The organism is Buttiauxella cochleicola, assembly GCF_021282405.1.
GTDB lineage: Bacteria > Pseudomonadota > Gammaproteobacteria > Enterobacterales > Enterobacteriaceae > Buttiauxella > Buttiauxella massiliensis.
The window spans coordinates 1-15490 of the sequence record NZ_JAJSOU010000004.1 but is presented as its reverse complement, the minus strand read 5'-3'; the positions used below and the strand labels follow the sequence as shown (position 1 = coordinate 15490).

General features: G+C 43.7%; 12 protein-coding genes and 3 pseudogenes. 4 read left to right on the top strand and 11 right to left on the bottom strand.

The window, feature by feature from the left end; all coding sequences use genetic code 11:
- Positions 1–38 precede the first annotated feature (38 nt).
- The 6 genes from LVQ79_RS06365 to btuC form a co-directional block, all read right to left on the bottom strand.
- A complete protein-coding gene (locus LVQ79_RS06365; RefSeq protein WP_232864304.1) occupies positions 39–755 on the bottom strand; it encodes an EAL domain-containing protein in 717 nt (238 codons plus the stop codon).
- 167 nt (positions 756–922) lie between these two features.
- Positions 923–1897, bottom strand: a complete 975-nt coding sequence (locus LVQ79_RS06360) for a LacI family DNA-binding transcriptional regulator (protein ID WP_232864303.1) — start codon at positions 1895–1897, stop codon at positions 923–925.
- Between the two features lie 137 nt (positions 1898–2034).
- The gene (locus LVQ79_RS06355; protein ID WP_034455965.1) at positions 2035–2496 is read right to left on the bottom strand and encodes an NlpC/P60 family protein; all 462 of its coding nucleotides are present in this window, start codon (positions 2494–2496) and stop codon (positions 2035–2037) included.
- Positions 2497–2576: 80 nt separating this feature from the next.
- Positions 2577–3323 (bottom strand): vitamin B12 ABC transporter ATP-binding protein BtuD, encoded by a 747-nt coding sequence (gene btuD, locus LVQ79_RS06350; RefSeq protein ID WP_232864302.1) that lies wholly within the window; start codon positions 3321–3323, stop codon positions 2577–2579.
- Positions 3323–3871 (bottom strand): glutathione peroxidase, encoded by a 549-nt coding sequence (locus tag LVQ79_RS06345; RefSeq protein ID WP_232864301.1) that lies wholly within the window; start codon positions 3869–3871, stop codon positions 3323–3325. The genes btuD and LVQ79_RS06345 overlap by 1 nt, the downstream gene beginning before the upstream one ends.
- A 32-nt stretch (positions 3872–3903) precedes the next feature.
- Positions 3904–4884, bottom strand: coding sequence for a vitamin B12 ABC transporter permease BtuC (btuC, locus tag LVQ79_RS06340; RefSeq protein WP_064553914.1), 981 nt, complete (start codon positions 4882–4884; stop codon positions 3904–3906).
- Positions 4885–5276: 392 nt separating this feature from the next.
- On the opposite strand from btuC, the gene LVQ79_RS06335 reads away from it, so the two are divergent.
- On the top strand, positions 5277–6218 hold the full coding sequence (locus LVQ79_RS06335; RefSeq protein WP_232864300.1) for a VirK/YbjX family protein: 942 nt from the start codon (positions 5277–5279) through the stop codon (positions 6216–6218).
- Between the two features lie 186 nt (positions 6219–6404).
- Here LVQ79_RS06335 and LVQ79_RS06330 read toward each other — a convergent pair whose 3' ends face one another.
- Entirely contained in the window at positions 6405–6623 is a 219-nt protein-coding gene (locus LVQ79_RS06330; protein WP_232864299.1) for a DNA-binding transcriptional regulator, read from the bottom strand.
- A gap of 146 nt (positions 6624–6769) precedes the next feature.
- On the opposite strand from LVQ79_RS06330, the pseudogene LVQ79_RS06325 reads away from it, so the two are divergent.
- Positions 6770–7473 (top strand): annotated as a pseudogene (locus LVQ79_RS06325) (phage portal protein); the annotation flags it as partial.
- A gap of 275 nt (positions 7474–7748) precedes the next feature.
- A complete protein-coding gene (locus LVQ79_RS06320) occupies positions 7749–8327 on the top strand; it encodes a serine acetyltransferase (protein ID WP_232864298.1) in 579 nt (192 codons plus the stop codon).
- A gap of 485 nt (positions 8328–8812) precedes the next feature.
- On the opposite strand, the gene LVQ79_RS06315 is transcribed toward LVQ79_RS06320, so the two are convergent.
- The 4 genes and pseudogenes from LVQ79_RS06315 to LVQ79_RS06300 form a co-directional block, all read right to left on the bottom strand.
- Positions 8813–10783, bottom strand: coding sequence for a coiled-coil domain-containing protein (locus tag LVQ79_RS06315; RefSeq protein WP_232864297.1), 1971 nt, complete (start codon positions 10781–10783; stop codon positions 8813–8815).
- Positions 10783–11295 (bottom strand): ABC-three component system middle component 4, encoded by a 513-nt coding sequence (locus LVQ79_RS06310; RefSeq protein WP_232864296.1) that lies wholly within the window; start codon positions 11293–11295, stop codon positions 10783–10785. The genes LVQ79_RS06315 and LVQ79_RS06310 overlap by 1 nt, the downstream gene beginning before the upstream one ends.
- Positions 11288–12505, bottom strand: coding sequence for an ABC-three component system protein (locus LVQ79_RS06305; protein ID WP_232864295.1), 1218 nt, complete (start codon positions 12503–12505; stop codon positions 11288–11290). Before LVQ79_RS06305 ends, LVQ79_RS06310 begins: the two co-directional genes overlap by 8 nt.
- A 118-nt stretch (positions 12506–12623) precedes the next feature.
- Positions 12624–14899: pseudogene (locus LVQ79_RS06300) on the bottom strand (replication endonuclease).
- Between LVQ79_RS06300 and LVQ79_RS06295 the strand changes: the two are divergent.
- Positions 14881–15366, top strand: a pseudogene (locus LVQ79_RS06295) (phage integrase); the annotation flags it as partial. The pseudogenes LVQ79_RS06300 and LVQ79_RS06295 overlap by 19 nt on opposite strands.
- Positions 15367–15490 lie beyond the last annotated feature (124 nt).

The window sequence follows — 15490 nt, the reverse complement described above, 5'->3', positions numbered from 1 at the left end:
AAACACAGCACGTTGGCAGGGGTATTCACTCGATCGGGTTAATTAGAATGAAACCAGTCGGTTAATGCCTCAGGTGAAATAGCCGGCCAGCAATTACCCTGCATGGCGAAGGCAGTTAATGAGAGGACTTTCTTACGCGTTGCATCTTCTTCAATACCCGTTATAACTAATGTCTGGCAAAAAGGAGTAAGTTGGGCAAGCATTGCTAACATAAAGGGTTCAAAAGAGCGTTGTTTAATTTGTTTATGAATAAATAATTTATCCATAAATACACGTTTAAATAGCCCGTCAAAAATCGGTTTAGTCGTCGCCACTCCCGCACCAAAATTAGCCAACACTAATGAATAATGCTTACACATTGTTACTAAACACGTATTTTCATTGCCACGATTTAACTCGGGGAAGTTTTCATTGATAGAAAACTCAATGAACGGAAGCTGCGCCAGGCGGGAAGCCAGCACCGGATTGGCTAAAATCTCATCAACGATTACCGCACTTATATTTACCCAGACAACCATGCTCTGAGCCTTAAAGAATTCTTGATAGTTTTCGAGTAATTCTATTTGCTCATGAAACAATATTAATTGCTGTTCTGATTTAATAACTGGCGCAACTAATTCTGTTGGAATACGCACCGGCGCATCGATCCCAACAAAATTAACTAATAATTCAACACCTAAAACTTCCCCCTTAGGTAAGTAAACAGGCTGGAAATAAAAATCCGAACGATATTGTGCATCGAGTACAAGGATCATGTTGCCAGCCGTGTTTCGAATGAGGTGGATGGCATCGTGACACGATGAACATCCAGCGTTAACTGGATTGATTTGATTGTATTTAAACGCAAGGTCATCCTTGATATGTGTATCAGATTCTTTTCGAATATAATTATATTATCCTGGTTATCTTCCTATCGCCAGTTTTAGCGAATATGACGGACAGAATCACGGTGGATTATCTCGGGAGAAAAGGATTCATTCTCATAATCATTTTCCAATAATTTACGGATCGCAAAACGCGCCATTTCACTTATCGGAAAATGAACACTGGTAATTGCTGGTCGAACAAACGCGGCTCTTTCTCCACTGTCGTAACAAACCAGTGAGATATCCTGGGGAATTCGCAACCCACGTTCAGTGATTGCCAGCATCGCACCTACTGCCAACTCCTCGTTGCAACAATAAATAGCCGTCGGTTGGGTACTTTCAAGTAACTGAGATGCCAACTGATAGCCAGCCGGCATGTCGTACTCGCCACCCAGTACCGCAATAGGCACAAGCTGCGCCTGATTCATGGCATCAATAAAGCCCTGAAGACGCAGTAAGCTTGAAGACCGCCCACCCGGCCCATGCAAACAAGCAATTGCAGTATGGCCAGCATCAATAAGAACCTGAGTACCAAGAGCACTCGCCGCAAGATGATCAAACACCACACAGCGTGGCTCAAGCCCCGGTACATCCCGGTCCAGAATAATAAATTTGCGGTCTTGTTCAGCCAATTGCACAAGAGTGTCATCGGTGATGGCGCGGACATGTAATATCAGGCCATCGCAACGTAAATTAAACAGTCGCTGAATAGCATTGAGTTCTTTCTCAGCAGTATCACGCCCTTGAGTCACTAATAGCTGTTTTCCCTGTAATTCAGTTTCACTCTGAATGGTATCCATCAGTGCCCCGAAGAAACCGCCACGATAAGAGGTCGTGACAAGCCCTAAGGTATTGCTTTGACTGGATGCTAAAGCTCGGGCCGCAGGATTCGGCGTGTAGCCTAATTCGATGATCGCCGCTTCAACTTTGATTCGGGTCTGCGCATTAACTTTACTATCGCCATTCACCACGCGCGAGACGGTCGCCCGGGATACACCTGCGCTGGCGGCAACATCTTCGAGAGTAACCATGAACTATCCTTTAGTGGGAGCGAAATGCTCCCAGATATTACCTGATATCGTGAATCGCACCTGGGTTAGCCACGCAATTGCTGAAGGGAGTCACGTTTAGGGCCAATAGACTGGCCCTACCCGAGGAAAAAGCTGTGCTAGATACGGCGGGCCTGCCAGAATTTCTTGCTCCAGTAGACATTATCGAGAGACGAACGCATCACGCCGCGACTGGTCGAGGCATGAATGAATTGGTTGTCCGTATCGTAAATACCAACATGCAGGCCACTTTCACCAGACCCCGTCTTAAAGAACACCAGATCGCCCGGGAGTAAATCATCTTTATCAATTTCAGTGCCAATTTTAGCCTGTTGGCGCGTTTCCCGTGGCAGTTGCAGATCAAACCGGTCGCGGAAAGTAATTGACACAAAACCGGAGCAATCGACGCCACGACGGCTCATGCCACCATAACGATACGGAGTGCCATGCCAGCCGCTGAGTTGATCATTAAGCCTGGCAATTACCGTTATCGAGTCTGAAAGACGAGAATTTGGAGGTGGCGCATGATGACTACACCCAGCGAGCACCAGACATGCCACTACAAGAATCCATACACGCATTTTCAGGCTAGTCCTCACCCGTTTATAATTTCCAGTAATTTAGCGCTTACCTATGATTTGGTGCAAGTTTTTACCAGCAACTAAAGTGTGGCTATCAGCATGCTATGCCCTTCAACCTGCATTCTGCGAAAGTGCATGTTATAGGCTGTCGCTAAATGCTGCACAGACAGCACATCATCCCGCTGACCTTGCGCAATCATTTTACCCGCACGCAACAACCAGACAGTATGTGCATGACGCAAACTGTGGTTCAAATCATGGCTGCTCATCACCACCGCAATGCCAGCTTCGCATAACGCCATCAGAATTCTGTCCAGCGCAGTTTGCTGAGCAATATCCAGACTGTTCATTGGCTCATCCAGCAGGAGCAAGCGCCCATGCGGGTTAATTTCAGGGTGAATTTGCAATACAACTGCTGCCAGGCGAACACGCTGCCACTCGCCACCAGAAAGCTGGTTAACACTGCGCGTGAGTTTATCTGTCAGACCCAGACTGCTAACGAGCTTGAGCATCACGTTATCGTCAGGACTGACTTGCTGATGCATTTGCAGGTAGTGCCAGACAGGCATGGAAAATGGTGGCATTTGTTGCTGAGAGAGATAAGCACGATGGCGAGCCAATTGCGTAGGTTGCCATTCGTTCAGGTTGCTGCCGGCAAAGGTAATTTCCCCGCCCCCCAAACTCAACCCCGCAGCCCTCATTAATAATGTGCTTTTCCCCGCGCCGTTTGGCCCGACAAGATGCACCAGTTCGCCCGTGCGTACCGTGGCGGAAATCGGCCCTAGCCGCTCCGCCACAACCACATCGATAAGCTGTAACAACGACATTATCTCGCTAGCGCCGACTTAATAGCATTAATAACCACTGGATCTTCAGGCGTCATATCCGGTGAAAAACGTTGAATAACCTGGCCATCGCGCCCGATAAGGAATTTCTCGAAGTTCCACAGAATATCGCCTACATGAGCGGGCGCACGGCCTTTGCTGCTCATGCGTTCAAAAAAACCACTCCCATCAGGCGCAACAGCAGTTGGCGCAGCAGCCACTAATTTTTGGTACAACGGGTGACGATTCTCTCCGTTGACATCCACTTTGCTAAACATCGGGAACGTTACGCCATAAGTGGTGCTGCAAAAGGTTTTGATCTCTTCTTCGCTGCCCGGTTCCTGGCCCAGGAACTGATTGCATGGGAAACCGAGAACCGAGAAACCTTCGTGCTGCAGCTCTTTTTGCAGATTCTCTAACTGTTCGTATTGCACCGTCAGACCGCATTTAGAGGCTACATTTACCACCAGCAATACTTTACCTTTCCAGTTTTCGAGCGTTGTCGCTTCACCGTCAATGGTGGTGACTTCAGTATTCAGAATGTCTTGCATTGTGTCCCCTTAAATTGAAATCAAACGATGGATTATTTCCCAGCTTTTAATAGTAGCCATATAAATAGCGGAGCGCCCAGCGTTGCTGTCACAACACCTATCGGCAATTCGGCTGAAACCAGCGCCAGACGTGCAATGACATCAGCGCCAAGCAACACTGTTGCTCCAGCCAGCGCACTGGCAGGCAATAAAATACGATGATCCGTTAGCCCTTTCAGACGCAGCATATGCGGGATGACCAGGCCGATAAAACCAATAGCGCCGGCAAGTGCCACACTCACACCGACCAGCCATCCTGTTGCAATAACCATAATATTGCGCCACAACCAGACGGGCAGACCTAGCTGACGAGCAGACATTTCACCCAATGCCATTAAGTTTAATGGCGCATAGTTCCGACATAGCCACAGCATCACCGGAAGCAGAGTTATCATCAGCCACCATTGCCGCCAGTCTACACCTCCAAAACCACCCATCATCCAATACATTAACTGGCGTAAGTCGAGGCTTGAACTGAAATAGATAGCCCAGGTCATCAGTGCACTACAGATAATCCCCAGGGCGACACCTGCAAGCAGCAATCGGCTATTAGAAAGATGGCGCCGCGAAAAACGCAGCAGGATAAAAGTGATAATCAGCGCACCGGCGATCGCGCAAATACCCAGAATCCAGTCTGGCAGCATCCCTTGTCCAAGTAATACTGCTGCTACCAACGCAACCCCTGCTCCATTGGAGACACCAAGCAGACCAGGCTCGGCCAGTGGGTTTTCGAATAGGGCCTGCATAATGGTGCCAGAAATCGCCAATGCCGCGCCAACCAAGAGCACTGCTAAGGTACGGGGCATACGGATCTGCCAGATGAACAACTGTGCATCCTCACGCATCCAGTGTTGAGGAGCAAACCACTGGTCCCCGGCGCTTAAACTCAGCACCACCATCCCCAACATTGTGGCAAACAATGCAAGTAGCCAGCGGCGTTCGTGGCGGCGTTGTTGAGCGACAAAAGTGAGCATCTGCTTGGAAAGATCCGATGAGAGAGAATTCATGCAACTGATTTTACGGGGAGTTTCCTACATCCGACAAGCGCTAAAGGAAGCGCGCGGGCCTGCGCGTGAGATTTCTTCTATTCTACGCGCCCAATAATATATAAAAGGTAAATAGATAATAATTTATGGCGGAAATAGCACTGATAGTTTCACTTCCATATATAACCAACCGCAGCGACCATAAAGCTCCATCACGTCATAATTAGCCTTGTAATTATTTAATAAATAACCATTATTCATCAATGGCATTAAGAATATTAAATCGGGAATAAACGAAGTGTGATTATAAGAAGGCAAGGCGTGATCATTGCAGACTGCAGGGACTAAAATAAATAAAAATTCAAGGAAAGGTAATTACCGTGTCTGACAACACTCTGCAAAATACATATCTGCAAACTCCCGACAGAAACCTTATTTCTGATCTCATTACAGGAAAACTGCTCCCGGGTGCAATATGGCACAAGCGTAATTATCGGTTTAAATTTATGATGCGCACAGCCCTGTTCTACAATCCCACTCGCCGGATGCTCGAGAGTCTTGCATTGCGATCTGATTTTGAGCATATGTTAAAGGCGCAAATAACGTTACCAAGTAAACCTCATCGCCAATATTTAGTTCGGGGATTAAATGCCAGCCAACGTGCTGATGCGGTGATCGGGCATTATCAGTTCGTGGACTCATTATCATCAAAGCAGTTGGCTGGCGCATTAATTGCGGTACAAGAAAAAACACTGGTGACCCTTACAGGAAAAGATGACTGTCAGTTTTCGCTCTCGTCTTCTTGTGCAGGAAGTGCCGAACGTGAAGGTGAAAGTACACTGTGGCTTAAGGACAGCAACCAACACGTGCTCGCCAGTCTCACTTTTAGCGTTTTACGCTCCAAAGACCAATGGCAACTTGTTATTGGTGGCCTACAGGGACCAAGACGGGAAGTACCTCATGAGGTAATAAAGCAGGCAACACGAGCCTGCTACGGTCTGTTCCCTAAACGTCTGCTAATGGAGTTTATCTGGCAATTAGCAGCCCGGAGCGGAATTTCCAGCGTATATGGGGTCAGCGATAATGGTCATGTCTTCCGGGCATTGCGTTACAGGTTAAGTAAAGGCCGCCATTTCCACGCAAGTTATGATGATTTCTGGCAATCCATTGAAGGTGTAAAAGACAACGCATGCCGTTGGCAGCTCCCTTTGCAGTTGGAACGAAAAACTCTTGAGAGCATCGCCAGTAAGAAACGTGCGGAATATCGTCGCCGCTTCCAGCTACTGGATGATATGGCGGCGCAAATTGCTAATCTGTCGTAGAGACGTTTCTTGCTGCGGCATTAAACTGAGATAAATTGCTGGATTTTAAGCAAAGAAAAAGGCCGCTAAAGCGGCCTTGAGATCTAAATTTAATCAACTGAAATAAAAGGATTTATTTCAAACAGCGTCCACGCGCTGTCCACATCGAAAAATCCAAGCCTCGGTTTTCCGGGGCTTTTTCGTTTATCACATCCACATAGTTTGTTGTCCACCTTGCATCGGGTGAGGCAACACTGGTGTTCTCTCGCCAGGCTTTACGATGTAGTGCTTCACAGTCTCGAGCGTCACAAATGTCGCACTGCAATTCACATTCTGGCACTGGTGGTAACGCTCTTTTGTTTCCGTTGAATGATAGCGACTTGTCCGGGCGTGGGCGGCGGTCTGACACAATGGGCAATGGAACATTTCAACACCTCGACTGAGTTCGTTTGATGTTGATATTTCACCCATTAAATCATTAATTAACAATTAGTTATAACTATCCATTCGCTTTCACCTCCTCCTGATACTCTACATCAAAAAGCCTCACTTCAAGCTCTAAGGACGTCGTGAATGCGTTTTTAGAAAAGCGCATGAGCGTCACCGGCAAGCTGTTACGGCTCGAAACCTCACCGGCCAAATACACCCGCAAAGGCACCGGGGAAGATGCGTACTGGTTTGTGCAGTCGTTTGTCACCCCGCATGAGTTCGCGCCGGGTTCGGTATTCCACCTTCTGGAACCGGATATTAACCAGGAGCTTTACGGCCTGCCGGAATATCTCAGCGCACTTAACTCGGCCTGGCTCAATGAGTCGGCAGCCCTGTTCCGGCGCAAGTATTACCAGAACGGCGCACACGCCGGTTACATCATGTATGTGACCGATGCCGCGCAGAGCAGAACCGACGTGGAAGCACTGCGCGAGGCAATGCGTAGTTCTAAGGGATTAGGGAATTTTAAAAACCTGTTTTTCTACGCGCCGAACGGCAAACCGGACGGGATTAAAATCGTGCCGCTCAGTGAGGTGGCGACCAAAGATGATTTCTTTAACATCAAGAAAGCCAGTGCCGAGGATTTAATGAGTGCACACCGTGTACCGCCGCAAATGATGGGTGTGATTCCCAACAATACTGGCGGATTTGGTGACGTGGTGAAAGCGGCACAGGTATTTGTGCGTAATGAGCTGACGCCATTGTAGGAAAGAATCAATGAGGTGAATGATTGGTGGGTGATGAGGTTATCCAATTCAAAACCTATGAACTAACGGAAACCCATTAAACTAAAAGTAAGCCGCTGAATTAGCGTAAATTTTTTAATTTTATTGTCATCCTGCACTTGCGTCCATAAAACCCGAAAACATTGATCAAATCAATGGATTGTCATACCTACTATCGCTATAATTCGCCCCAGATAAGACACTAGCCAAAACGTGATTAAACTGAAATCAGTTGATGCAAGAGCACACTTTCATTTTTTCCGTTTTATTCCAAAGATTTTTCGATACACCATAAATATAAAATTTCACTAAAAAAACCAATGGATTATTTTCGTTTATGAATAGCGACCAACTATGCAGCATTCAATCTAAAAACACATTAGATCACCTCAAAGAATGTTTACAAATAGAAGTTATAAGCCGAAGTGGTAAAAAGAAATTTTCATGGCTAAAGGTTTTTCACCGAGTTGCTTTTAGTAGAAAGAAACGGTTTTACTTCTGGTGGCGCATTGCTAACTACATGTATGGCTCACCTAATAAACGTTATAAGAAAATGGCGCGAAAAATAAATGAAAACCTTCGCCATAAATATGGAGCCGATATAAGCATAGCTGCACACATTGGTGCTGGCATGAAGATTAATCACTATCTGGGGATTGTAGTTAGATCGGAATGCATTATTGGTAAGTATATGAACATCCGACAAAACACTACAATTGGTCGTAAAAACTCACAAGGTGAAATTGGTATTACTTCTATAGGAGACAATGCAGATATCGGAGCACATAGCTGTATTATTGGTGATATAAAAATTGGTAACAACGTCACTATCGGTGCAATGACTTTCGTAAATAAAGACGTTCCTGATAACTCTGTGATTTATAACACTGTTTCATCTATCATTAAAAGCAAGTAAAAATCCACTCATATCGAACTCTATTAAGCCCGTGAAAGGTGTTATTGAATAAATCGAAGTTTTTCCCGACTGTTGGTTCAGATCACTTATCATCCTGACAATACCAGCGGGCCCGGTAGCCTCGCAGACAGATGTTTTTGTGTAGCGAGCTGGCGCCTGTCGAATGCCCCACTTTGCGCCGCTCATAAAGCGGCTTTTTTACGCCCTCGCCTGACGCTCTCAGACGTGTCACACAGCCCTAACACCGATAACCTCACCCAAGGCAAAGCGACACGCCAAAAATCGCAATCATGGCGCGCTCAGACGTAAATTAAATAAATACCACGCCTGCGCGCAATGCTATCCCCGCCACGCCTGCCCGCTTCATGTGTCGGTTTTAATGCAGGCGCATTTAAACAAAAAACCGCACCATTAGTGGTGCGGTCTGTAATCTGAAAACTATTTAGTGCATACAGATTAAGGCAAATAAATGCGAGGTATTTCTCTTATTTCAAATCGTCGATAAGCCCAAGTGGCAGCCCATCCTCACCTATAGAGCTATAGTGCGCTACTATTGACGATAGCTCTCTATGTCTGAATGACTCAGGCAAATCATTATCAACTAAAATAATCTGGCATGGCGCATTTTTATTTTTAGCCCTAAGCACAGTTTCTAGGAGCTGCTCATAAATATTCTGATACTTCATTGGGTCTGACATGCCTTCAAGATCATCTTCTTTTGACTCAGTCTCTGACGCATATTTTTCTTTAGTTTGTTTACCTAAGTATTTCCCAACAGTATCAAAAATCAACAGCATTGGATGGTTGATATTTTGTTCAATTGCGTAATCTAAAATCGCAAGCATATAACCAATTGATGAGATTGTTCTAAGGCCCCCTGAAGTTATTCTATGGTATTCTTTCCCTCTAACAATCGGTATGTAGAATTTCTCACACATTTTAACATCAGTTCTATTCTTTATATTAATTCCACGCAAATAACGATTAAATTTATCACCCAAACTTTGAAGTATTTTTTGCATACTTGGTGCATTCTTCTTAAGAGAATCTAATCTTTCACTCAATGAGTTGATATCTTTAATTAAAGCTTCATGCTTACTTAATAATTCTTCCTGCTGATTTCTAATTTTTAAATTCTTGACTAGTTGCTCTCTTGATTTTTCATTCCTTGACACCTCTTTTATAAGAGTATCACGCTGAGTTAAGAAAGGAGTAATCATTGATTGACTCTCTTCATCAATCATTTTCCTAACATCTTGCAACTCTGTGTTATAAGACTCTTTATCCTTCACTGTCATTTTATACTCTAAAGACAACTCAGTAATCAGATCGTTTATATTCCTGCGCCTTTTACTCAAAGAGCCAAGCTCTTCATCTAGGTCTTTCTCTGAAGATATCTCAAATGGCAATGCGCCGTCATTAATTTTAATATGGCTGTCACAAACAGGGCAGGAGTATACTTCCTCATCTAATTGACCAATGCGAGAATTAGCAATTTTTATTGCTTTTATTTTATCAATGTCATTATCGTAATCATTTTTCAATCGTGAGTATTTCTCTATTTTATCTTCAAGAGAACTGATACGAATAGAACTTTCTTTGTGCATAAGTGATAAATAGTTATGAGCGTCTTTTAATTCTTTATATTGTGCAGAATCCGCCACCATTTCTTCATTTAATTTTTTTAATGCAGCTTTTAGATCTTCAACCATCAAATCTATTTGATTTAGTTCATCATCAATAGATTCAACTGTTTCATAATCTGTCTCTCTAAGGAAGTCAGAAATGATAGTATACTTTTTATTTAACTCCGTTACCTGCCTGCTTTTTAATGAAATTTCACCCTCAAGTTGAGCAATACTTTCATCCAAAACATTGAACATGTATTTGAATACTTCTTTGGTAAAGGTATATCGAGTAAGATCACCTAAACCTAAAAAAGACTTACTTCCGATATCATCTTGATTTACGTAGACAAACTTATAAATATTTCTAAAGCTTAACCTACGTAATTGAGAATCTTTTTTTGATGGTGATACTTTAATCTCAATTTTAGGAAAATTAAGACTATCAAGTAAAAACTCAGAATAAATCCCGTCATTATTTTGGGTTGAACTATAATTAGGCGAATATCTTTTAGGGAAATGTAATGATACGTCTTTATATTCACAGCGATATACTTCGATCATTTTTTTTGGATCAAAAATATCTCTTTTTATAGTAAATACAATGTCATTAATTACCACTTCTAAAGCAGCATGCTTTACAGATGTTTTTATTTCATCGGCCAAATCAATCGAACTGGCACCTAAAAGATAATTGATGAACTCTAGTACGCTTGACTTCCCCGTATCTGAGTCGCCATAAATAATATTTATCCCTTGATAAAACGGGATTATATAATCTTTCCTAAAACCCACAAGAATGAGTTGATTAATATTTATGTACGATTTCATTACGCGACCTTAAACACTTGATTTAAAATGGAGTTAAGCTTAGAAACAGCAAATGACTGCAAAGGAGTGACTGCCTGAACAAGCTTTTTAATTTCCAAAAAATAACCTTCATTAAATCCTTCGGCAAACAGCATACCTTTAGGCGATAAATAAATCTTTGTAGCATCATCACTATTTTTCTCAGCCATTAACAATCCATGCGCAGCCATCATTTTCAATAAATATTTAATTTTGTTATTATCAAATAAAATATCCACATTTGATGAGTAACTTTTTATAGTAAATATTAACTTAGGTTCTAGTAGAGCCCTTTTTTTACCAGCGGCAGAGAGCACATGATCAATTTTGGAAGGGTTTTTTATGAGATAAATAAAAATCTGCAACTTATTTATATCTAATACTAGATTTCCAACTTTGTTATGTGACAGCATTGAAATCATAATTACAAGCATGGTGAAATTAAGCCCATACTCTTCATCAAGCGGTATATAAGGGAGATTATCCTTATTCATTATCAACTCGCTTTAATTTTTCCAGATCTTTAAGACATGTCGCAGATGACCAAACAATATCTCTATCATTTTTATTTGCCAATTGATGAAGCATGCCTTTTTTATGGACTGAGTCCAGGCTTTTGATTAATGTATCTAATGAAGCCTTATCCTCACGACTAATTCTTGCATGTACTCCAGCAATAAATTTATCAGGGGAAATAGAATCAGCAATATGGCTCTCATACTCTTCCTGATATATTGTTCTTATTTTTGCATATAACTGACTTAGTATTTTTCTGTCATAATCGCTTGTGAAAATATTTCTTACCAACTCTGCATTATAGTAAAACTCTTTCGCATTCTGGGCGATATCTTTATGTATATCGGCAACAATCATTTTTAAAACAAAATATTCATTATCGTATTGCTGTGCATCAAGAAACCTTTCAACAACAATTGAATTTGGCTCAGCCTTATCAATTTCTGTTATAAATTTTTTGACCGCAATAAATACCATTGACTGACTGTTTTCAGGCTTGCAAATCGAACCATGATCGTCATTAACTGCAAATGAATTTTTTCGCTCACTATCCATCGGTAGTGCGCTTTTTTTATCTACATATGAATCATACGTTCCGTAAATATATCGTGTGACTGGAAGTTTTTTTGAAGCATTGATCCAGCGTCGATTCAAATCATCAGTAGCGTTGCTTAATAAACTTAAATCAACAAGTTGGGCATTAGTAGAAACCAAAGATGCAATATTGGCTATCTTTGCTCCTGAGTGGGGGACAGCTAAAGAAATAAATCCTACAATATTGGAAGACTCCTCATATTCAGCTTTTTTAAGTATCAAGTTTTTTGATATTAGCCCCCCCATACTATGGGCAATAATAATTATGCGTTCATAATTGGATAGGTTTATATTTATTTCTGTATATAGAAGCTCAGCTATCTCATCAGTTGGAATGTTTCTTTCTTTTCGCTTAGTTCGTGACAAAATCCTAGCAAGAACACCTTTAGTTGAAGCATAAGTCTGAGTGAATGTTGTGAAATAGTTAAAACATGCAACATCAAAAGAATCCTTGATGTCTTCTTCCTCAGTTAGAAGCATTGGGAATGATATACCTTCACTATTTTCCCATGTGTCAAGGCCACCTTTCAAACCATGCACAAACAGTATAAGACTGTTTTTATTCTCTCGGCTTATCCATTCTACCATGCTCATATGCAATCCCGCCTGCGTGTAGTAAAAAACCAAAATGGAGGAAAATTAAAAAACAAAGATTCTTTTTAAGTATTTTCACTCCATTCGTGCGTTTTTTCAACCAGAACGATGAGAAACCCTAAACGATAAATGTCCATTTTTCATCAAGTTGGATTGAATACTCATTGTCACCGCACTTCAATATTGCTCCTCGAGCCAATGCTTCTAGCTCCCAGCGTTGCAGTATTATCCCTTCAAGCGCTAATTCGACACGTTTTTTGTGACTCGATTACGCTCTATCGCAGTTAAACGAGCAGATGGCGCACGTGAATAATTCGTTTTCAGATCACAACTTCGCTGAGTTCGTTTTCCCTTTGTAAGTTGTTCTTTCAAAAATTCCCTGAGTGCGACCTGAATCTCAACATCACTCCAGCTAACATCTCCACTATTGAGAAGATTAAGCACAGCCACGGCTTGCTCAGAAGCTATTGATGCCACTCCCACTTTGCTGCCTAAACACCCCAACCCACAGTTATTGACAGGACTCCGAGTCGCGGCAGAGCCGCTCTTTACGGTCAAAAGATTAAGGTCAACGTCAACGGCTTTAGCAACGATGCGCCATTGAGTTGTACGCGTAACATGAACATTGTCAGAACCAAAATGCGGGGCGAAGATGCCCACAACCTTCTGCACCTCCTCGTCATACGCATTAAGCTCGTCAGCTACCTTACGGGCAACCCGGACAGTCTGCGTGTCACGCGGTACGTTTGCCCCACCCTGTGCAGCAATGTACAAATCAAAATCACCACCATCAGCTGCGGCTCTGACATCTTCGACTCTGTCATCAAGCTCACTGGCGATGCTCACACCACGTGGTAATTTACGCAGCTCGCGATAAGCGCCCATTGTTGGCACGCCAATCGGTTTAAATTGAGGGATGCGCCATGTGGATGCCCAGGCATTAACTGCTGCCGCGGTGTCTTTTAACGGCTTGCCGGTGTCTTTATCCAGTTCGCCATCCAGCGCGTAACCGTCGATATTCTTTGCGATGTATTTTGCGATATAACCCGCCGCCCCACCTTTGTTGAGGTGCTTACACTCAAAGCGATTTTTGGCCGCCCCACGTTCATCGCCATCTTCTTTTAAAGAGTAACGACTCATGATCCCGATAACCTGCTGACGCTGGTCAGGCTGGCAGAAAAGCATCATGTGCCAGTGTGGAGTGCCGTCATGGTGAGGCTCGACGACGCGCATGCCATACACATTAAGGCTATTGTCTTTGAATGCGGTGCGCATCTTGCTCCAGATGCCACACAAATAGCGCTGACCCTCTTTTGGGCTGTAGGCTTCATCGTTCCATTTATGGTTAAGCTGGACGGTTTTATCCGCACCAGTGACGCGTGTGGGGTGATATTTGGATGGAGTCGTGATGGTAATAAACATTCCGACATCACCTTTGCTGGAGGCGTAACGCTCAATCCCCGCAATAGTGTTCATTAATTCCATGCGGCGGATTTCAGGGTTAGAAATGCTTTTAAGCACCTTATCAATCAGGTCGATCCGCTCGCCTGTTTCCACGTTCTCCAGTTCGCGGCTTTTCAGATATTCCAGATTAGCCAGGCGACGCGCATGTACATCGCGGATGGCTTTTTTACTGGCGTAAGGTGAACGTTTTTTACTGACCTCACCGACTGCAATTAGCAGTGCTTCATTCCAGCGGGTGCGCTGTGCTTTAAACTGACCAACCCACCAGTCATCCGTAATAAGACGGAAAACTGCTGAAAACGCTTCACGTGCAGTCAGCTTTCCTTTGCGATACTTTTTCCAGTGCAGCGGCGTAATGTTGAATGCACGGGCTGCTCCCGCAATTTCACCGTAAAGCCAGGTTTGGGCATCATCGGTAAACAGCACTTCCTTTTTATCGCCCTCATGTTCGCTGGCATAGCTGTCGCTGAGTTCTTCATATGCACTCAATAACTGAGCCGCTATCCGTCCCGCGAACTTCTCCAGCGCTTTATCGTTCATACCCGGCAGATGTGAGTAAGCATCCTGTTCGAACAAAAAACGTATTGAAGCGTCGGTGTTCATCCGGTGATTGCGATTTACGCGTTCAATGCGTGGCCATAAGCGCCGCTTGAAAGTGGAGGTCAGGAACCGCAATGCATCAAGCTGGCTTGAGTGGCGTTTCAGCCAGTAATAGCGATTACTGAATTTGGTGCAGAGGTTATGCGGGAGCGTATTTATCTCAGCTAAAACCGCTTGCACCTGACGGTGTTCGTCACGTGTAAGAGGTCTGTCATAGGGATCTCGCGAGATAGCCTCGCGCGGAGCGTTCCAGGGATAAGCACCGACAAATGATTTGCCGGTGCCTTGAATCAGGGGTGTGGCAGAAGGAGCTTGCGCAGTATTGTGCAACTCGCAGAGCTCAAGGGATTAAACCCTCAACGATAAATCGAGAGCTCACTACTCTGGGTGGCATGTTCACCTCCTTGGTTGAATCCGAGTTGTTTATGGGGGAGCACCCATTCAGGGGAATAAAGCGCCTCAAGGAACAAACACCTGAAACGGGTTATCTGACCACTGATGAGATTGATTTATTGCTTTCCAGATTGGATGGCGATAATCGGTTGATCGCAGTGCTTTGTTTGAGTACTGGAGCCAGGTGGGGTGAAGCTGAAAGTCTGAAAGCGGAGCATATTGTCCATAATCGGGTGTCATTTGTTAAAACCAAAACAAACAAACCCAGAACGGTTCCAATTTCTGAAGAAGTTGCGCAGGAACTGGTAGACGATAAAAAAGGATTTCTCTGCCCTCGCGCTTCGTATCGGGAGTTTAGAGAAACGTTGAAACAGGTGAAACCTGATTTACCATCAGGCCAGGCGAGACTGTAATTAAAATTGTGTATCTGCCTGTTTTTGATATGTTCACTCCAACAACGGAGACAGGCAAATTATGGACGAAAAGAAACTTAAAGCCCTTGCGGCTGAACTGGCTAAAGGTCTTAAA

Coding starts and splice junctions, on each gene's coding strand:
- LVQ79_RS06365 (WP_232864304.1), bottom strand. CDS start 755: ATGATCCTTGTACTCGATGCACAATATCGTTCGGATTTTTATTTCCAG.
- LVQ79_RS06360 (WP_232864303.1), bottom strand. CDS start 1,897: ATGGTTACTCTCGAAGATGTTGCCGCCAGCGCAGGTGTATCCCGGGCG.
- LVQ79_RS06355 (WP_034455965.1), bottom strand. CDS start 2,496: ATGCGTGTATGGATTCTTGTAGTGGCATGTCTGGTGCTCGCTGGGTGT.
- btuD (WP_232864302.1), bottom strand. CDS start 3,323: ATGTCGTTGTTACAGCTTATCGATGTGGTTGTGGCGGAGCGGCTAGGG.
- LVQ79_RS06345 (WP_232864301.1), bottom strand. CDS start 3,871: ATGCAAGACATTCTGAATACTGAAGTCACCACCATTGACGGTGAAGCG.
- btuC (WP_064553914.1), bottom strand. CDS start 4,884: ATGCTCACTTTTGTCGCTCAACAACGCCGCCACGAACGCCGCTGGCTA.
- LVQ79_RS06330 (WP_232864299.1), bottom strand. CDS start 6,623: ATGTTCCATTGCCCATTGTGTCAGACCGCCGCCCACGCCCGGACAAGT.
- LVQ79_RS06320 (WP_232864298.1), top strand. CDS start 7,749: ATGAATAGCGACCAACTATGCAGCATTCAATCTAAAAACACATTAGAT.
- LVQ79_RS06315 (WP_232864297.1), bottom strand. CDS start 10,783: ATGAAATCGTACATAAATATTAATCAACTCATTCTTGTGGGTTTTAGG.
- LVQ79_RS06310 (WP_232864296.1), bottom strand. CDS start 11,295: ATGAATAAGGATAATCTCCCTTATATACCGCTTGATGAAGAGTATGGG.
- LVQ79_RS06305 (WP_232864295.1), bottom strand. CDS start 12,505: ATGAGCATGGTAGAATGGATAAGCCGAGAGAATAAAAACAGTCTTATA.